This is a genomic window from Desulfovibrio sp. JC022, from assembly GCF_010470665.1.
GTDB lineage: Bacteria > Desulfobacterota > Desulfovibrionia > Desulfovibrionales > Desulfovibrionaceae > Maridesulfovibrio.
On record NZ_VOPZ01000002.1, the window covers coordinates 378,402 to 395,786 of the forward strand.

Annotated in this window: 19 protein-coding genes and 1 pseudogene; 10 read left to right on the forward strand and 10 right to left on the reverse strand. The window is 47.2% G+C overall.

Annotated elements, in window-relative coordinates; translation table 11 throughout:
• Positions 1-94 precede the first annotated feature (94 nt).
• Positions 95-1,201, forward strand: a complete 1,107-nt coding sequence (locus FMS18_RS04790; RefSeq protein WP_163292600.1) for a glycosyltransferase — start codon at positions 95-97, stop codon at positions 1,199-1,201.
• A gap of 347 nt (positions 1,202-1,548) precedes the next feature.
• Here the strand turns inward: FMS18_RS04790 and FMS18_RS04795 are convergent, their stop codons facing one another.
• The 5 genes and pseudogenes from FMS18_RS04795 to FMS18_RS04810 all read right to left on the reverse strand — a co-directional run bounded on the left by FMS18_RS04795 (position 1,549) and on the right by FMS18_RS04810 (position 5,875).
• A complete protein-coding gene (locus tag FMS18_RS04795) occupies positions 1,549-2,460 on the reverse strand; it encodes a lytic murein transglycosylase (RefSeq protein WP_163292601.1) in 912 nt (303 codons plus the stop codon).
• A gap of 18 nt (positions 2,461-2,478) precedes the next feature.
• Positions 2,479-2,631: pseudogene (locus FMS18_RS20860) on the reverse strand (dual CXXC motif small (seleno)protein); the annotation flags it as partial.
• A 206-nt stretch (positions 2,632-2,837) separates the two neighbouring features.
• A complete protein-coding gene (locus tag FMS18_RS04800; protein ID WP_163292602.1) occupies positions 2,838-4,262 on the reverse strand; it encodes a TolC family protein in 1,425 nt (474 codons plus the stop codon).
• A 115-nt stretch (positions 4,263-4,377) separates the two neighbouring features.
• A complete protein-coding gene (locus tag FMS18_RS04805) occupies positions 4,378-5,151 on the reverse strand; it encodes a MogA/MoaB family molybdenum cofactor biosynthesis protein (protein ID WP_163292603.1) in 774 nt (257 codons plus the stop codon).
• 19 nt (positions 5,152-5,170) lie between these two features.
• The gene (locus FMS18_RS04810) at positions 5,171-5,875 is read right to left on the reverse strand and encodes a DUF1614 domain-containing protein (protein ID WP_163292604.1); all 705 of its coding nucleotides are present in this window, start codon (positions 5,873-5,875) and stop codon (positions 5,171-5,173) included.
• Positions 5,876-6,006: 131 nt separating this feature from the next.
• On the opposite strand from FMS18_RS04810, the gene rfbA reads away from it, so the two are divergent.
• Positions 6,007-6,885, forward strand: a complete 879-nt coding sequence (gene rfbA, locus FMS18_RS04815) for a glucose-1-phosphate thymidylyltransferase RfbA (protein ID WP_163292605.1) — start codon at positions 6,007-6,009, stop codon at positions 6,883-6,885.
• A 2-nt stretch (positions 6,886-6,887) separates the two neighbouring features.
• Positions 6,888-7,373 carry a hypothetical protein gene (locus FMS18_RS04820; protein ID WP_163292606.1) on the forward strand — a complete coding sequence of 162 codons (486 nt, stop codon included), beginning with the start codon at positions 6,888-6,890 and terminating at the stop codon, positions 7,371-7,373.
• A gap of 65 nt (positions 7,374-7,438) precedes the next feature.
• Here FMS18_RS04820 and FMS18_RS20450 read toward each other — a convergent pair whose 3' ends face one another.
• On the reverse strand, positions 7,439-7,582 hold the full coding sequence (locus FMS18_RS20450) for a hypothetical protein (protein ID WP_203544513.1): 144 nt from the start codon (positions 7,580-7,582) through the stop codon (positions 7,439-7,441).
• Positions 7,583-7,805: 223 nt separating this feature from the next.
• Between FMS18_RS20450 and FMS18_RS04825 the strand changes: the two genes are divergently transcribed.
• Together FMS18_RS04825 and FMS18_RS04830 are read left to right on the forward strand one after the other, a co-directional pair.
• Positions 7,806-8,357: a PilZ domain-containing protein gene (locus FMS18_RS04825; RefSeq protein ID WP_163292607.1), complete on the forward strand. Its 552-nt coding sequence runs from the start codon at positions 7,806-7,808 to the stop codon at positions 8,355-8,357.
• A 39-nt stretch (positions 8,358-8,396) separates the two neighbouring features.
• The gene (locus FMS18_RS04830) at positions 8,397-9,359 is read left to right on the forward strand and encodes a D-2-hydroxyacid dehydrogenase (protein ID WP_163292608.1); all 963 of its coding nucleotides are present in this window, start codon (positions 8,397-8,399) and stop codon (positions 9,357-9,359) included.
• Between the two features lie 109 nt (positions 9,360-9,468).
• Here the strand turns inward: FMS18_RS04830 and FMS18_RS04835 are convergent, their stop codons facing one another.
• The 3 genes from FMS18_RS04835 to FMS18_RS04845 all read right to left on the reverse strand — a co-directional run bounded on the left by FMS18_RS04835 (position 9,469) and on the right by FMS18_RS04845 (position 10,728).
• The gene (locus FMS18_RS04835; RefSeq protein ID WP_163292609.1) at positions 9,469-9,909 is read right to left on the reverse strand and encodes a response regulator; all 441 of its coding nucleotides are present in this window, start codon (positions 9,907-9,909) and stop codon (positions 9,469-9,471) included.
• A gap of 157 nt (positions 9,910-10,066) precedes the next feature.
• Positions 10,067-10,435, reverse strand: coding sequence for a hypothetical protein (locus FMS18_RS04840; RefSeq protein WP_163292610.1), 369 nt, complete (start codon positions 10,433-10,435; stop codon positions 10,067-10,069).
• Positions 10,436-10,524: 89 nt separating this feature from the next.
• Positions 10,525-10,728 (reverse strand): hypothetical protein, encoded by a 204-nt coding sequence (locus FMS18_RS04845; RefSeq protein ID WP_163292611.1) that lies wholly within the window; start codon positions 10,726-10,728, stop codon positions 10,525-10,527.
• 237 nt (positions 10,729-10,965) lie between these two features.
• Between FMS18_RS04845 and rdgC the strand changes: the two genes are divergently transcribed.
• From rdgC to FMS18_RS04870, 5 genes are all read left to right on the forward strand, one after another.
• Entirely contained in the window at positions 10,966-11,583 is a 618-nt protein-coding gene (gene rdgC, locus FMS18_RS04850) for a recombination-associated protein RdgC (RefSeq protein WP_163292612.1), read from the forward strand.
• Positions 11,584-11,610: 27 nt separating this feature from the next.
• Positions 11,611-12,144: a hypothetical protein gene (locus FMS18_RS04855; protein WP_163292613.1), complete on the forward strand. Its 534-nt coding sequence runs from the start codon at positions 11,611-11,613 to the stop codon at positions 12,142-12,144.
• Positions 12,145-12,146: 2 nt separating this feature from the next.
• On the forward strand, positions 12,147-12,710 hold the full coding sequence (locus tag FMS18_RS04860) for an arylesterase (protein ID WP_163292614.1): 564 nt from the start codon (positions 12,147-12,149) through the stop codon (positions 12,708-12,710).
• An 81-nt stretch (positions 12,711-12,791) separates the two neighbouring features.
• Positions 12,792-13,958 carry a patatin-like phospholipase family protein gene (locus FMS18_RS04865; RefSeq protein ID WP_163292615.1) on the forward strand — a complete coding sequence of 389 codons (1,167 nt, stop codon included), beginning with the start codon at positions 12,792-12,794 and terminating at the stop codon, positions 13,956-13,958.
• Positions 13,955-15,175, forward strand: coding sequence for an ABC transporter substrate-binding protein (locus FMS18_RS04870; RefSeq protein ID WP_163292616.1), 1,221 nt, complete (start codon positions 13,955-13,957; stop codon positions 15,173-15,175). Before FMS18_RS04865 ends, FMS18_RS04870 begins: the two co-directional genes overlap by 4 nt.
• A 51-nt stretch (positions 15,176-15,226) precedes the next feature.
• Here the strand turns inward: FMS18_RS04870 and FMS18_RS04875 are convergent, their stop codons facing one another.
• Positions 15,227-17,326, reverse strand: coding sequence for a PAS domain S-box protein (locus FMS18_RS04875; protein WP_163292617.1), 2,100 nt, complete (start codon positions 17,324-17,326; stop codon positions 15,227-15,229).
• Between the last annotated feature and the right edge of the window lie 59 nt (positions 17,327-17,385).

Genomic DNA, 17,385 nt, shown 5'->3' on the forward strand with positions numbered 1-17,385 from the left:
GTGTACAGTTATGCAAGGTTGAATTTCCAGCCGATGAATAGAATATCGGCTATTTTACCAGACCCATTAGTTCTACGGATTACCATTTACTCACATGCGAATTTTCCAAGTCATCAACGTCCGCTGGTTCAACGCCACTTCATGGTACGCCCTTTACCTGAGCAAATTGCTGCAAGATGCCGGGCACGAAGTTCTACTCATTACTGTCCCCGGTTCCGAAACCGAGGAAAAAGCCCTTGAAATGGGGCTTAATGTTGAAACCATAGAACTTAATTCCGCCCGCCCGCATAAATTGATCAAGGCCTGCTCACAGGTTCTTTCCCTGATTAAAAAACACCAACCGCAGGTAGTTAACTGCCATCGAGGGGAAGCATTTTTCTGGTGGGGAATCCTGCGTAAAATGGGCATGGGCTACAAGCTGGTCAGAACCAGAGGTGACCAGAGACTTCCCAAGAGTGATATTTTCAACCGTTACCTGCATTCCAAGGTTGCTGATGCCGTAGTGGTAACCAACAAAAGAATGGCTGACCATTTTCTGGAAAAAATGGAGCTGGCTCAGAACCGGCTCTGGCTGATCCACGGAGGCGTGGACAACCAAGAATTTCGCTACGATGCCGAAGGGCGCAAGAAAATACGTGAACAATTCGGCTTCAATGAAAATGACATTGTTATCGGTATGCTCGGAAGGTTTGACCGGGTCAAAGGGCAAAAGGAACTAATCGAAGCCCTCGCCAAAACACGCCACAACGTACAGGGCAAAAGCATCAAGCTGTTCCTGATCGGCTTTCCCACTGCCACCAGCAAGCACGAGGTGGACACATGGCTTACCGATAACGGACTGACCGAAATAACCGCCATCAGCGGTAAATGCGAAGATGTGACTGCATGCATATCTGCCATGGATATCGGAGTAATAGCTTCACTCTGGTCGGAAACCATCGCCCGAGCTGCATTGGAAATCATGGCCTGCGAAAGACCGCTCATTTCAACTTCCGTCGGGGTCATGCCGGACCTGCTGCCGCAGGAAGCACTTGTGCCCCCGCAGGATGTCACCCAGCTTTCCCTGAAGATAACCGAAGCAATTAATCATCCTGAATTTCGTGAAAAATTACTTGAAGAGCACAAACGGACCATGTCCCAGCTTTCCGGCGAGGATTTCCTCAAAAGAACAATGACGCTCTATCAAGGTATTTTGAATTAAGAATGCCTCCGGCGGCTGGGGAAGGGAAAACTTTTGCAAAAGTTTTCCCTTCCCCAGACCCCATCCCTTTCAAAACCTTTCAATAAGCTTCGCATATAGTTTTGTTAAACTATTCTCATAAAAACGACCGCAATATCGTACCCGATATTGCGGTCGTTATTTTGAAAGTCGTCCTAACAAGCTATATGCGAAGCTTATTAAAAAAGTTTGGGATTCTTGCACTAGCTCTTAGGCGAGCGGTTTTCCCGCGAGCCTTAGAGATAGCGACAGTGGAACAAACCCTTTCCAAAGGGTTTAAGTCCCGGAGGGACCGTCGGTAGACTCCCAGCCGCCGGAGTCATCAATTATTAATCTGGCCCAAAAGTAGAGCGGATCTTTTCAAGCTGCCGGGAGACTTCGTAGATCGTCCGGGCATAGACCATGGAATGGTTGTAGCGATAAATAACCTTAAGCTTCTTTTTCTTGCTCAGAGAATTTTTCCAGCCGTGCCTTTTTAAAAAACTGGCCATGCTGAACAGGGCGTCTTCACGACTGAAAAGATCGATACGCCCGTCTTTATCTCCATCTACAGCATAATGAATAGCGGTGCTGGGCATGAACTGACAGATTCCGAAAGCACCGTAAGGAGAACCGGGAATTTCAGTAGGCACAATAGAGTTTGCAGAAGAAAATTTCAGCAGCGCGGAAAGCTCACGGTAGGCCCAATCAGCTTTTTTCTTCGTCCGCATCTTAAGCCAGAGCATATCTTTTTCTTCCAGCTTCTCGTAGCCTAACTTATCAAAAAATTTAAGCGGATCAGGACTTGCGGCCATGTTGGCGAGGTTATTAAAAGCCGGGGCATCGCCAAGAGTGAACCCGAGCTTGGTCTCCACCAGCAACAAGGCTACCAGTACAGATGGAGCAACACCGTATTCTTTGTCTATATCCTGCAATAATGCATAGTGTTCACGGAGATAGGAATAACCTCCCGCCAGCATAATCGGCCCGACATATCTTTCATCGTATTCCTTTTCACGGGCCACTTTCTTTGCCGGTGGCTCAAACCTGCGTTTGAGCAGCACCCGCATCTTGCGGGCCATCATGGCCGAATCATATTCCAGTGAACTGGCAGAAAAAACAGCATCCACATACTCACGGTTAAACCCGTCTGCCGCGAGCCTGTCTTTAAGCTCGTCCCAGCTATGGGAGTCAGCACCATGGGCAAAAGAAACACTTCCCAACAAAAGAATAAAAAATAATACTGCCAATTTCTTAAACATCTTGCTGTTTTTACTCCGTTAAAGCCTATTCATGGGCACGTTAGCCATTTCCTCTTCAAAATCGTCATCTATGTATTCCGAATAATCAGCAACATTGAATTTCTTGCCGCAGGACCCGCAGCGTAAAAAAACACCCCATCACTCGCGGTGAGTATACAGCTCTCCGCCGCAACCGCTGCAACGTACATCCTGCTTCTGCTCATTATCTTTTGCTTTATTGAAAAGGCTCCGCCCTCTAAACATTTTTCCCTCCGATCACAAACAATATAAATTTGAACAATCCTTGATGTCCACAATAAAAATCCGGCAGACTGCCTGAAAGCAATCTGCCGGATAAATATTTTTCAATTACACCAGATTATAATCTGAGCCAGCCTCTAGTTGGTCTTAAGAGACGGGTTCATGTCACCCATAGCGACATAAAGCTTGGCAAGGGCAACCTGATAGTCAGACAGGGCCTGAATAAGCTGAGCTTCACTGTCACTCAAACGGGACTGGGCGTTAAGCACTTCGTTGTTTGTGCTGACCTGAGCCTGATAACGGGCCATGGCCATTCTGTAACCTTCACGACCGGCTTCAACGGACTTGCGGCCCACGCCGATACGGTCGGCAGCAGCTTTGAGACTGAGCAACTGATCTTTAATTTCGTAAGAAGCTTCGAGCTTGGTATTATCAAACTCAGCCTTGATCTTCTTGACGTTGTCTTCAGCGCGCTTGGAGTCGTAGTAGGTCTGCCCCCAGCTGAAAACTTCCCAGTTCAGATTCGCGCCGATATTCCAGTCATCGGGACGATTCTGATAATTGTATTTATTTTTACTGACCGAAGGATCACCACCGTCACTGTTGTAGTTGAAATCCGCAGTGATGTCGGGATAAAAACCGCTCTCGGCAATGGTTACATCTTCTTCGGAAATTTCAACGGCCTTACGGGCGATCTTCAAGTCGGGACGACCTTTGTCCGCCTTGGCAATGCACTGATCAAGAGTCATGGAGAAAGGCAGGTAAGTCAGCTCACCGGAGTAATCAACATTCTTTTCAATTGGCAGATTGAGCAGGGTATTCAACCTTGCAGCCCTTGAATCGACGGTGTTTTTGGCGATGAGCAAATCCTGTTCCGCGGTGGCGAGTTCAACCTCAGCCTGCAGCACATCAACTCTGGGACGAAGTCCGACCTGATAAAAAGCCTGAATAACATCAAGCTGGGATTGCAGACGGGCAACAGAATCCTGTTTACTCTTAACTTCCATGCGTCCCTGCAACAGGGTCAGGAAAGAAGTCTGAATATTGCTGATCAGGGAAAGTTCTGCATTGTAGAGGCTGGCCTCGGTGGACGCTCTCTGCAACTTGGTTTTCTGGTACTTTGAAAGCAGTTCAAAACCCTTAAAAACAGGCTGGCTTACGTTAATGGAAAAAGCCCATTTATCCTGATAGTCAGCAGCAGTATTACCGGAACGGGGCTGATCACCGCTATGGGTGTAACCATACTTGGCTGTAACAGGACCACCGAAAGCACCACGCTGTCTCTTCACATCGCTTTCAGCTGCCAGCAGATTTTTGCGGGCCGCGATAATGGACGGGTTCTGTTTCAGTCCGAGGTTTACGCACTCCTCAAGAGTGAGGGTCATGTCGGCATCTTTGGCTTCATCAGTAACGGCTTGAGGCACCTGAGTGGTAGCCTCTTCCATGGAAACAGGAGCCTTGGCTTCACCAAGAGACTTTTCACCCTGCTCCTGCGCGTAGGCAAAGGAGACCGATGACAGCATGAAAATCAATACTAATAAAAACGGAACATTGCGTTTCATTCTACACATCCTGAACGTGCGGTTATTTTCTTTGAAAGAATTAATATACAAAAATCAAAACCTATATAGATGTTCCTGCGCAAGGAATCAAGCATCATTTTTGTTTTAAACACTACTAAATAGCTGCACAATCGGTTTTATCGCCCTGCAATTTGTCCACTGTATGTTTAAGAGCGGGAAGTACAGCTTCAAGGCTTTCCCGCACAGCTTTCGGACTGCCGGGAAAATTCACAACAACACTTTCCCCCAGAGTTCCGGCAACAGCCCGTGAAATCATGGCATGGGGAGTTTTTTCAAGTCCGGTGGCGGTTATGGCCCTTTCAAATCCGGGCAACCGTTTTTCAATCACCGCAAGAGTTGCTTCCGGGGAAACATCACGCGGCCCGACCCCGGTCCCGCCGGTAGTCATGATCAGATCAAAACCATCCACATGAGCTAGATGCATGAGCAATGCTTTGAGATCATCGCATTCGTCAGCGATCAGATAACCCTGCACGATGGAAATCGGAAGTGCATTTTTTATCATTTCAGCAATGAGCGGCCCGGCCTCATCCTTTCTTTGCCCGGCAGCCCCTTTATCACTCAGGGTAACGTAAGCAAGGGAATAACCTTCCTTCTTCACGGAAAGCTCAACCTCACCGTGAGGCAGCTCTGCCAAAACTTCAGCAACCCACGATTTTGCACCCGGTACACCTGAAGTCCAGCCGCCCGAAACAATGCGTAGCAGCTCTACGCCCTCACCGGTAAGCACCATTCCGGCCCTGAATCCAGCACTACTACCGGACAGAGCCATACAGATACACCCTTGCGGCTGGAAGCAGGAATCACCTAGCACGATCCTGCTGCCGACGCCTGCATCTTTTATCGTAGAAAAATCACATTTAAGCACAAAAAACTCCTTATCAAAATCAGGCCAGCAGAACAGCCAGAATACCGGTGATAAAAATTCCGTCAAAAGTTCCTGCCCCGCCGATGGAAACTAGCGGAGCATCCAGCACCCGCCGGGTAGCCGGGGTGGCAAGGTGCAGCAAATCCGCACCTATCAGGGTTCCAAGGCTTCCTGCAACATAAGCCGCTATAGGTGCCATTTCACCCTGCACAAAAATCAGGGCCGCAAGCGCGGTAATCAGCGGTGGAATCAGCACCGGGATTCCGATCCCCACTCCCGGAATAGGTCGGGCGAGAACATAAGCGGCTGCACTGACCACACCCACGCAGAGTAAAATGGAGAAATCAAAACCGGATCTGCTGAGCAAAGACAGGGAAAGCAGTACCGGAATCACACAGCCACCGAGGTTCACCGCCACAACCTGATTGGTCAGGGTTGCGCCCTCACGCTGAGCATCCAGCGGAGAATAGGGATTGAACATGCGCACCCGCCTGACTCTCACATCAGGTACCAGCCTTTCCGAACGGAACACCGGAATGTTGACCCCGCTCCCGAACAGAGTAGCAATAAGCAGCAGAAAACCCTGTCCAGCTGTCAAACCCAGCTTGGAAAAAGCAACGGTTACGAGACCAACCTGTACAAATATAAACAAAAAGAATATGAGGACAAAAAAAATGATGCCTAAAAAAAGAACCGTAGGCAGAGAAAACATGGGGCCACGCATCGAACGAAACTCCTTTTTTGCAGATGTAGACAAATTCAGGCCATTTAATGCTATAAGTGCAGACACCTCAAGAATTTATTGCTAATTTAAGTACGGTTTACCAGAGATAATCACCGTGAGGAAGGTTTAACATGAAAGGAATTATTCTGGCCGGAGGTTCCGGCACAAGGCTTTACCCGCTGACTAGGGTGGTCAGTAAACAGCTTCTGCCTGTTTATGATAAGCCTATGATCTACTACCCGCTCTCCATCCATATGATGTCGGGCATCCGCGATATCCTGATCATTTCCACCCCCGAAGACCTGCACAGGTTTGAAGATCTCCTTGGCGACGGTTCAAACCTCGGCATCAATATTTCATATAAGGTTCAGCCTAAACCGGAAGGTCTGGCGCAAGCGTTTATCATCGGTGAAGATTTTATCGGGGACGACAGCGTCAGCCTGATCCTCGGGGACAACATTTTTTACGGACACGACCTGCCGCATATCCTGCAAAAAGCTGCCAGCCGTAAAGACGGCGGTACGGTTTTCGCCTACGCGGTAAAAGATCCCAAAAGATACGGCGTGGTTGAATTCGATAAAAAACAGTCCGTGATCAGCATTGAGGAAAAACCTGAAGAACCTAAGTCAAAATTCGCAGTCACGGGGCTGTATTTTTACGACAACTCCGTGATTGAAATAGCCAAAAACATTAAGCCCTCTGCACGTGGCGAGCTTGAAATAACCGATGTGAACAACGAATACCTCAAACGCGGTAAGCTCAATGTGGAATTGCTTGGGCGCGGATACGCATGGCTGGACATGGGTACCCACCAGTCACTGCTTCGGGCGGCATCCTATGTAGAAGCGGTACAGGAAAGGCAGGGCTTCATGCTTGCCTGTCTGGAAGAAATAGCTTTCCGCATGGGCTATATCAGTTCCGCTGAACTGAAAACTATGGCAACAGACATGCTCAAAAACGATTACGGCCAGTACCTGATGGAAATTTATAACGACGCAAAGGCTGATTAACCATGAAAAAGACATTCATTACTTTAATCATCACCATAGCCCTGCTTGCACCATGCACAGGATTCTGCAAGGCCCCGGATATATCCGCTCAGTTCAGCAAACTCTCCGGAGTTGAAGCTTCTTTCAGAACTCTGGGTATGAAAATAGATAAAACGACCGGAGCCGACGCCCAACCGGACCGGGTCTATGCCCTTCAAGATATGGCAGACATGTGCAAAACAAGTAAAATGCAGGTACACAGCCTGACTTCGCTGTTCTCGGTGGTAAACCTTGTTAAGCGTGAAAAGAACTTTCAGAGCAGGGAAGCTGATCTGCTCAAAAAGAAATGTGGCTACGCCTACAATGACTTCAAAAGGCGCAAAATATTTATCCGGGATATTCTGGCTAAGGCCAAGGATCAGAAATTAAAGGATCTGGCCCATATCTTCGATGCCCAATTAGCCATTGTGCTTGAACAACTGACTGAGATAAACAGTAAATTAAAATAAAAAAAGGCCCGCAAATGCGGGCCTTTTTTCTTACTGAAAGGGATAGCAGCCCTCTCGAAATATTCCTAATGATGACCTTCTTTTTTGCCTTCTTCAATCCTGCGAAAGATCATGAACAGCATCCATGCAAGGTAACCAAAAATAAGAGAAACACCAACAAAGCCAGCAGTTGTGCTGTGGCCCATGTTACTGATAAGTTCGCCAATCATGCCCAAATACCTCCAAGTATTTAACCCGATTCATTACCAAAATTTTCATAATTCTTCGCTACTTTTTTCACAAATGTCAAGTTCTAGTTTAAGTATAAATATTGACAAACCACTTTATACAGATATGATAATAGAAAGCGCAGTAATAAATTAAGATTAGCAATACCAAGTCGTTATAAAAAGAGTAACGACGACCGCACTATACTTCCATCAGGGGACTAGAATGGGGAAAGATAAAGAAAAAAGTAAACCCGGACTGGTGAGCAAGTTAAAAAACAAGCTGGACCGCATGCTTGGCAGAAACACTGACGAGTCGCTGGACATTGAATTCAAGCCGCAAAAAGATATTCCAGCCGCACGCAGAGCTTTCCGCATTGATGTAGACAACATGCATGTCATCTGCCGTATCCCAAGAGTTAAATGCCGTATTATGGACATCAGTGCCAGCGGTATCGGCTTTGCCAGTTCAAAAGAATTCCCTGTAGGTACGGTGGTGGACGCAGTGCTGATCTGGTCCGGTAAACCCGTACTCAAAAATCTCAAACTTAAAATTGCAAGACGGACCCCAAAAATTGTGGGCTGCGAATTTACCGACCTTGAAAGATCCCAAGACAAAGTCATCAGCAAAATTGTCCTTGCCGCCCAAAAACGGCTAATCCAGAAAAAACACTCCGGCAAACATCCGGACATGACCGAAGAAGAAATGGCGAAGGAAATAGAAGCCCAGAAAAAGCGCGGCATAGCTCCAGCGTCCAACAAGAAATTCAAACTTTAGCCCCGACTTTATTGCACCGGGAATAATGGAAAAGGGTCTATGAAAACAGTAATTCTCGACGGCTACACGCTCAATCCCGGTGACAATCCATGGACCGGACTGGAAGAAATCTGCGAACTAACCGTCTACGACCGCACAAAACCGGATCAAATCCTAGAGCGCGCCATAGACGCTGACATTATCCTGACCAACAAAACCATTCTCAACGCAGACATCATCAGGACCCTGCCCAAACTTAAATTTATCTCCGTACTGGCTACCGGATACAATGTTGTTGATCTGGAAGCAGCTGCACAGCGAAACATCCCGGTCTCAAACGTTCCGGGCTACTCGCCCCCTTCAGTTGCCCAGCATGTCTTCGCCCTGCTGCTGAATCACGCCAACAGGGTTGCCATACATGACCGGGCGGTAAAAGAAGGCCAATGGGCTCAGCAGGATGATTTCTGCTTCTGGACCACACCGCTCATTGAGCTGGCCGGGAAAAAGATGGGCATAGTCGGATTCGGTGATATCGGAAAAAGAGTAGGCATCATCGCCAATTCATTCGGCATGGAGGTTCTGGTCTATGCACCGAGACCAAAACCCGCCCCCGAGTACACCCCGTTCAGTTTCGTATCCCTTGGAGAACTTTTTCGTGAAGCCGATGTAGTCTCACTGCATTGCCCGCTGACCGTTGAAAATGGAAATTTCATTAACAGCAAATTGCTTTCAACCATGAAAAGCAATGCCTACCTGATCAACACCGCCCGCGGGCCACTCATCGATGAAGCGGCTCTAGCCACAGCCCTTACTAAAGGGGTCATCTCCGGGGCCGCCCTTGATGTGGTCGGGGACGAACCCATGCTGCCCGGAAATCCTCTTTCAGGAACACCGAATCTGACCATTACTCCGCACATTGCATGGGCAACCCTTGAGGCCCGCTCAAGATTAACCAACACAACCGTTAAAAATGTTAAAGCTTTTCTGGATGGGAAGAACATAAATGTGGTTAACGAAACTTAGTGTTACATTTACCGAATTCTAAAATTTTGAACTTGATATAAAAAAACAGGGGCTGACATAGTTAACTATGTCAGCCCCTGTAATGTAGATCTACTTTAGGGTCTTAGCACTAAACAGGTAAGCTGGCCCCGTATTTCTGGACAGTAGAGATAAGATCAGCCTTGCGGACCGGCTTGGTCAGAAAATAATCACACCCAACTTCGTAGGCCTTATCTTCATTTTCCGGCAGGGCATGGGCTGTAACAGCGACAATGGGAGTCCTCTCACGGCTGTTATCCTTTTCAAAACCGCGAATAAGAGTAGTTGCCTCATAACCGTCAGTCACAGGCATTTCTATATCCATAAGCACAACATCATATTCTTTGCGCTGAAACAATTCAAAAGCTTCACTTCCATTTTCAGCCACATCAATAGAATACGGCAGCTTTTTCAGATACAGCTGCACCAGAAGCACGTTGTTCTCACAATCTTCGGCAAGTAAAATATTCAAAGGCCTGACTGCTCCGTTGGCAAAATTTATATCAGTTGCGCATTCTTCAGCATTAAGCATTTATATACCCTGCTATAAGTCAAAAAACAGCCCCCCGAAGGCAACCTGCTCCTCCCTTTGACCCGACGCCATTTGATATACTAACACTTTAGCAAAAGCAACCGTCCATAGAAACAAAATAACACATTTAGAAAAATGCGCAAATTAACATTCCTGATCACCTAGCCAGAGCTTTCACTTTAGCCGCAAAATCCTCTAGATCGTTGGGGTCCCCTTCCTTATAGTTCTCGGGGTAAAGAAGCGCGGACATAAAAAAAACACTGCCGACTTCAAGAGCCTGTGAAGCTGAAAGAGAAAAACGTTTAATACGTTCATTAAGCTCATCTGACACGGATTGAGTCTGCGGGACCACTTTGTCTGCAAGACCAGCAAGAATAATGGCCTTTTGGCGCATAAAATCCCGATAAGCATTTTCATCGTTGTCTGTATACAAAGCTTTGCGCCCAAGGCTTTCAATTTCGCGAACCTGCTTAGCTACCAACTCCAGTCGTTCAGCCAGCAGTTCATATGGATTACCGGAATTCATTTCCCCTCCGCTTTAGTTTTGCACGAATATTATGATCCGGGCAAAACAAAAGCAAGAGAAGTTAAATTTTTCCCCTCAGTGCTGAGCAATTATAGGGAACCGCACATCTGGCGATAGTTTCCGCACTCAATTTTGTTTATGAACGGACATGCTCTTTTCATAAACCACTTTTTGCGCGGACACCAGAAACGGTCCTTAAACGGCTCGTTACAGCCGTCAGATGTCAATTTTTTTCTACGCTGGTTACCAATTATGATATAGTTATCTTCGGTCCGTACTTCGATGAGTGTCATGGTGACCTCCACCAGCTTGCATCAGCTTGACTGACTCCTCCTTTGGGGGTTGCCTGATTTACAATCTTCTACAACTGAAATATATTATGCACCTAATATGCCATACTGGGTATATCGGGAATTCTTTCCCTTTACATCCTGAAAAAATGGTCATAACAGATAACGTTTGTGTTTACCTTCACAGCGAAATAAATCCGGCACCGCCAATAGAGTGACAGTCGGTTCAAGGAGCATGCTTTGCCAATACTTTCAGCCAGCACAGGAATCACCAGATACAGAATTCTGGAAGACGTCAGTGATGAACTGATCCGGGAAATCCCCGAAAGATTAGCTAAATTCGCATTTAAGGACATTGACCACACTGCTGAAGAACGTTCCTTCGGCTGGGTGAACATGGACGATATGCTTGATGACAAATGGGCAGTTTCACCACCGGAAAAAGCCCAATACTTCACTTTTTCCATGCGCCTTGATACCCGCAGAATTCAGCCCGCAGTACTGAAAAAACATTTTCAGATCGCACTGAACCACGAACTGGCTGAAGCCAAAAAAGAGGGAAAAAATTTCATCTCCCGCGACCGTAAAAGGGAGATCAAGGAACAAGTTACCCTTAAGCTGCGTGCCCGCTCCCTGCCCATCCCGGCAGTTTTCGATGTAGTCTGGAACGTACCGGAAAACCGTCTGTACCTCGCTGCCACCAACACCAAGGTTATGGATCTGTTCACCGACCACTTTTCCGACACATTCGAACTGACCCTTGAACCGCTGACTCCCTTCTTTCTGGCCATGGAAATGCTTGGCGAAGAGGCTGTACAAAAACTTGAATCGCTCGACCCCACCTACTTTGTGGGCTAGTCTAATTTACTCAAAGGAGCACCTGTTATGGACCTCATGATGCTTGCCGAAAGGGAAAACACACTTCTGGGCCAGGACTTCCTGACCTGGCTCTGGTATAAAAGCGAAATCCGCGACGGTATGTTCGAGCTGGAAGACGGCGAACGCTTCATGCTCTACATGGAGCAGCGCATGTCTGTTCAGGGCGGCGACGGCGAAAACGTGGACACAGCTACAGTCAACTCCGCCAGCGGAGATATGACCGAAGTACTTTACGGCCTGCGGACCGGCAAAAAAGTCACCCGCTGCCAGCTGAAAATGGAAATTGATGAGAACCTCTGGCAGGTTCAGCTCAAGGCCGAAGATTTCACCATGAGCGGACTTAAGACCCCCAAAGTGGAAATGAAAGACGAGGAAGGGGATGACCCGGATGCAAAATTTCTGGAAAAAATCTACCTTATCGAAAAGTGCATCACCCTTTTTGACTGCGTCTTCAAAGAATTCATAACCATCCGCATCTCAGATCAGTGGAAAGAAGAAGTTTCCAAATTCCAGAGCTGGCTGCGCGAAGGAGAAAAATAGGCATGGCAAAAATCACATTGGCAGCATTCGGAGACAGTCTCACCGAGGGTTACGGCCTCCCGGCGTACAGTTCCCTTCCAGCGCAGCTTGAACGCAGGCTGCTGGAAGAAGGCTTCCATGTGGCAATTAATAATTTCGGCCTGTCCGGGGATACTTCCGCGGACGGGCTATTCCGCCTTGCCGATGTTATTGAAAGTAAACCCGAAGCGGCCTACATTGAATTCGGTGCCAATGACTGCTTCCAGCTCATGGACCCTCAGCAGACCAAACTGAATATCTCCAGCATGGTCGAAGCATTTCAGGAAGCGGCTATCCCGGTCCTGCTGCTCGGATTCAAACCCATGAACTTTACCCCCCAATCCTACGCCACTGAATTCAACTCCATTTTCAGGGAAGTTGCCGAAAAATTCAGCATCCCTCTTTATCCGTCCCTGGCCGAAGGGATCGGAGAATCCCCTGAATACTACCAGCCGGACGGCGTTCATCCCAACAGCGAAGGTGTGGCGGTTATGGTTGAAAACATGTTCCCGGCATTCAAATCTTTTCTGAAGTCTATCTCCAGTTGAAAACAGCTCGTTTAAAGCTGCAATCCTTATTGTTTTTTTCCCGCCAGACATGTATCTTTTCTTCTAAATAATGGAGAGAAGATGGAAGAGAATAATGCCCCGGAGTCCCCGAAAGATAAAACCGGAACAGAAGAGCGGGAGAATATAAAAAAATCTCCTGAGCGTCCTTCTGTCGCCCTGATTATCGGTTCGGAAGGCATCAAGTCCTTCTGTGCCCTGCCTTTTATCGAATACCTGCAACAGGAAAAGGTCAATCTGGATCTTGTTATCGGGGTAAGCGGAGGTGCGCTTCTGGCCGGTTTCATGGGGGCGGGCTATGACCTCAAACAGATTCAGGAAGTCTTCTCCAAAACCGTGGACCCTCGTTTTTACACTGACGTGGACTACAACTCCGTGCTGGACATTGCCAGCACCGGTATGGGCAAATTCACAGCTGAATCAGGTATCCTGAAAACAGACTGCCTGCGCCGTACCTACGAAACCCTGTTCAAAAAAACGAATATTTCCGACCTCTCCCCCAAAACCCTGATCTCCACCACCGACCTTGAAACCGGCAAACCGGTCATCCTTGAAGAAGGCAACCTAGCTCAGGCAATCTATGCCAGCAGTGCCATCTATCCGCTCATGCCTCCGGGCAATGTGGACGGTAAACGACTCATTGACGGCGCATTTTCATCACCAGTGCCGATAATGGAATGTGTGAAAAGACAGATCGACATCATCATCGCCATTTATTTTGATGATGCCTGCAACCCGGAGCCGGACAGCTTTGTATCCAGCTATTTCAACACCTCACGCATCTTCAAACGCTCCATCCTGACCAGCCAGCTTCCCCTTTCAATTGACCTGCACCATCACGAAATCATTCCGGTTTATATCAAACATCCCCGGCCCATTGAACTCTGGGAGGTTAATAAACTCACTGAAATCGTGCATGCCGGAAAAGTAGCCTTTACCAATAAAAAGTCAGATTTTAATGAAGCTGTCTCGGAATTCAAAACCAAGACGAAACAGCGCGAAGCAGAACGCCAGAAAAAAGAAGCCGAGAAAAAGCTGGCGCAGGCAAAAATCGCAGCCGAAGATAAAAAGCACGAAGAGGCTGTGGAAAAAATGAAAAACGCAGCAACAGCAAAGAAGAAAACACAGCAGCCACAAACAGCTCCACACCCAGATGCATCGAAACCGGAAAAAAAGCGAACTTTCAAAATCATCAAGTCACGCAAAGAACGCAAAGGAAGCGGGTCATGAAAATTTTAACTTCATTGCTGGTCATATTCTGCTTGATGAGTTCTCCGCTTCATGCCGATGAAATCGTGCTGGGTACAATTTTCGGACTTAAGGGCAGCCAAGCCCCCACTGCACAGGAAGCCTTGAACGGTGCGTTGCTGGCAGTCCAGAAAATTAATAATTCCAAAAGCGGAACTAAGATCAGGCTGGAAGTGGAATCCAGCGCCGGTGAAACCACTGGAATCCTGAACAGTGCGAACAAGCTGGCCCAGTCCAAGGGAATCATAGCCGCCACCGGGATCATCGACGACAACACAGCACTCACCGCAGGGCCCGCATTTCAGGCCGTACAGCTCCCCTTTTTATGTACCGGGGCACAGGCTGACGCGCTCTCCTACGCCGGGACAAATATCTTCACTCTTGCCGTACCGGATATCAGAACCGGACAATTGTTGGCGGAATTCGCATGCAACATAATGCAGATCAGTAACATCCTGCTGGTCCGTTCTGATCTTGCGGACAGCACCGCCCGACAGGCAGACAGCTTTGCCCGCCGTTTCAAGCAGAACAAAGGCAATATAATGGCTGAAATGCGCATCACCGAACCGGACCCGGATTTATCTTTCATCAGTGAAAAACTGAAAGACCTTGCCCCGCCGCCGCCAGCAAACAGCACTGTTATCAATGAAACAGTAGGAGCCAGTGACTTTGTGGACAGCGCGGTAGGTCTCACCATCCAAAAAAGAGATACAAACCCCGCCAAGCCGCAAGTGGAAGCGGTGGTAGTCTTCGCCCCGGCCCGCATCGGGGCAAAGCTGCTTGAACAGCTCAAAAATGACCGGCAGGTCTATCCTATCCTCGGTGGGACTTCATTTGACAATGTCCCCATGCAGCAGACCATGAAAGCATACCCGTCAAGAATCTACTTTGCCTCGCAAGCGGCCATGGACCGCGAAGCACCGCTGGTCCGCTCATTTGTAAACTCTTACAAATCTCTTTTCGGAAGCACGCCCGAAACAGGATATGCCGCACTGGGCTTTGATTCCGTCATGCTTTTAGCAGCCACTGCGAAAAGGCACGGCTCAACGTCAACGGCAATCCGTAACGGACTGCCGCTTATCAAAGATTTCGAAGGAGTCTGTGGAAAGATTTCTTTTCAGGAAAATGGTGCGGAAAAACCGCTCTACATCATGCAGGTGGAGTCTGGACAGAAATCCATGGCGACCAGTTTGGACTAATACAAATAAGTTCAGGAAGATAAGCATATATCTAGAAAGACATAATCTCCTCTATCCATTATGAAAAATAAATGAGATTGCAGTACCTGTCTCCGCAGAGGTTTCCATTTCAATTTTACCAAGCTGGGCTTCCATCAGCAACCGGGCACTGTAACTCCCAAGCCCAAGACCATTTTTCTTACCTGAAGTTGAATACTTCTCAAAAAAAACCTCGTGTATTTCAGCAGGAACACTCCCGAAATTATGAATTTTCACAACAGGAACATCACCACCAAAAATAGAAACCGTGACCTGCTCACCACTTGGTGAAGCTTCTAAAGCATTCTTTAAAATATTGGAAAACATGGACTGACAAAAGTCATCCCTTCCTTTAACCAGTAAAGGATCATCCCCTTCCTGTATCTGCTCATCATCGAACTGCAATATGATTTTAATATCATTTGCAGCGGCAAAACGTTCATACTCCCGGACAATTTTCAACAAAATAAATTTAATATCTATCACTTCCGGAACATACCTATATGTTCCAGTTTCAATCTGATAGAGGTTCAATGAAGAATTAATCTGGTTCAGCATTCGCATCCCAGCCTCCTCAATCATTTTGAGACACTGGACCTGCTCTTCATTAAGCCCGCCTTCCTCAGCAATAATCACAGGAAGATTGATGATACCGTTCAAGGGAGCTTTGAGATCATGGCGCATTATTCTATCCACATCTTCCCGGAGATTTTCCAGATCCTTACGGCCTGAAATATCCTCCAAAGTCCAGATAATACCTTTTTCAAGCTCAGGCGGTGCCACTCCGCGCCCTGTGACACTACCCCAGACAACACTTCCGTCCTTATGCCTGAGCTGCAATTCACGTTGAACAATTTTCCCCTCTTCAAGAGGGCTTTTGACTGACTTCCAAAAATCAGCAAAAATCTTTTCAGAAAGATATAACTTTTTAGTACTCTCACCCTGAAGTTCATCAAGCTGATACCCTACCACCTCACAAAACCGAGAATTTACCCTGTGAACGACCCTTAACGATTTCATATAGGCGATACCGATGGCACTGTTTTCGAAGAGTGCCTCAAATTCGGAAAGAGAGTGCTCGAGTTCCAAGTCTTTACGCCGTTTAGAAGCTGTAATTACAACCATGAGCCACAACACCGGAATATATATTACCGTCGCCAGTACATATGGCAAAGTAGATTGTTTCCAAACTTCACCGGAAGAGACATGCGTTACCAGCTTCCATTTCCGCACTTTATAAGACTCAGCACCAGCGACAGTTTCGCCATTTTCTTGGGGTGAAAGAACTATTGTCTTAAAAGTAAACAGCCCATCATCGGTAAGAAACTGCCCGGACTCATTTTCATAAATACGTGCCCAAATTCCAGGATACAAATCTTCAAACGAACACTGCTTCCTGTCTGGAAACATAAAAGACCAGTTGCAATCTTCAGAACCACCCAAAAGCCACTGCCCGGCTTGATTCAAGAACATAAGTTTACCGCGCGAACCACAGGAAACATGATCCAAATTCACCAATGTATTCTGAGCAAGAAAATTCACAACCAGCACACCGGTCTTGTTTCCATCAGCATCAAAAAGAGGGGCAGCAGCACGCATCATGGGCTTGAAAGGCTCTTCAACCTTTCCCTTCTCAACATTCAGATCAAATGGCGAAACATAAAACTGTTCGGGACCAAGCCTGATTGCCTCTTTGAAATAATACCTTTCAGACTTATCCTGAAGATCACTCCCTTCAACAAAATATGCGCCGTCATCTCCGTAGTTAACCCTCACGACCTCCATTCCGCCTGTATCAAGAATTCTAATCTGATCAAATCGGCCGGAAACATTTGAAAAATGGCGAAATTCATCTTTAAGAATAGAAAAAGAGACTTCCTTTTGCTCTTCATCAAGCTTATGCAAAGAGTCATGCCCCATCAAAAAACGTAAGCCGGAAATCATCTTGTTCATTTCCAGTTCGGTACTGACCGCTGTAGACCGGACAAAAGAAGACTCAACATTGCGAAGCAATTCCATATGTGTTGCGGACTCCCGGTAAGCACTGCCGAACGCAGCGATTCCGAGAATAAGAGCAATAGGAAAAATAGGGCTCAATACCCAGGTACGGCAAAATGTTTTACATTCAATCATCAAAGGTCTTCTCCGCTAAAAACAGAGTGAAATAAAAGATTACTCATTCTAGCACCCGA

What these genes read in the sequence shown, in the direction of transcription:
- FMS18_RS04860 (WP_163292614.1), top strand. Translation starts at nt 12,147, where the DNA reads ATGGCAAAAATCACATTGGCAGCATTCGGAGACAGTCTCACCGAGGGT.
- FMS18_RS04790 (WP_163292600.1), top strand. Translation starts at nt 95, where the DNA reads ATGCGAATTTTCCAAGTCATCAACGTCCGCTGGTTCAACGCCACTTCA.
- FMS18_RS04800 (WP_163292602.1), bottom strand. Translation starts at nt 4,262, where the DNA reads ATGAAACGCAATGTTCCGTTTTTATTAGTATTGATTTTCATGCTGTCA.
- rfbA (WP_163292605.1), top strand. Translation starts at nt 6,007, where the DNA reads ATGAAAGGAATTATTCTGGCCGGAGGTTCCGGCACAAGGCTTTACCCG.
- FMS18_RS04820 (WP_163292606.1), top strand. Translation starts at nt 6,888, where the DNA reads ATGAAAAAGACATTCATTACTTTAATCATCACCATAGCCCTGCTTGCA.
- FMS18_RS04795 (WP_163292601.1), bottom strand. Translation starts at nt 2,460, where the DNA reads ATGTTTAAGAAATTGGCAGTATTATTTTTTATTCTTTTGTTGGGAAGT.
- FMS18_RS04830 (WP_163292608.1), top strand. Translation starts at nt 8,397, where the DNA reads ATGAAAACAGTAATTCTCGACGGCTACACGCTCAATCCCGGTGACAAT.
- FMS18_RS04835 (WP_163292609.1), bottom strand. Translation starts at nt 9,909, where the DNA reads ATGCTTAATGCTGAAGAATGCGCAACTGATATAAATTTTGCCAACGGA.
- FMS18_RS04825 (WP_163292607.1), top strand. Translation starts at nt 7,806, where the DNA reads ATGGGGAAAGATAAAGAAAAAAGTAAACCCGGACTGGTGAGCAAGTTA.
- FMS18_RS04855 (WP_163292613.1), top strand. Translation starts at nt 11,611, where the DNA reads ATGGACCTCATGATGCTTGCCGAAAGGGAAAACACACTTCTGGGCCAG.
- FMS18_RS04845 (WP_163292611.1), bottom strand. Translation starts at nt 10,728, where the DNA reads ATGACACTCATCGAAGTACGGACCGAAGATAACTATATCATAATTGGT.
- FMS18_RS04840 (WP_163292610.1), bottom strand. Translation starts at nt 10,435, where the DNA reads ATGAATTCCGGTAATCCATATGAACTGCTGGCTGAACGACTGGAGTTG.
- FMS18_RS04870 (WP_163292616.1), top strand. Translation starts at nt 13,955, where the DNA reads ATGAAAATTTTAACTTCATTGCTGGTCATATTCTGCTTGATGAGTTCT.
- FMS18_RS04810 (WP_163292604.1), bottom strand. Translation starts at nt 5,875, where the DNA reads ATGCGTGGCCCCATGTTTTCTCTGCCTACGGTTCTTTTTTTAGGCATC.
- FMS18_RS04875 (WP_163292617.1), bottom strand. Translation starts at nt 17,326, where the DNA reads ATGATTGAATGTAAAACATTTTGCCGTACCTGGGTATTGAGCCCTATT.
- FMS18_RS04865 (WP_163292615.1), top strand. Translation starts at nt 12,792, where the DNA reads ATGGAAGAGAATAATGCCCCGGAGTCCCCGAAAGATAAAACCGGAACA.
- FMS18_RS20450 (WP_203544513.1), bottom strand. Translation starts at nt 7,582, where the DNA reads ATGATTGGCGAACTTATCAGTAACATGGGCCACAGCACAACTGCTGGC.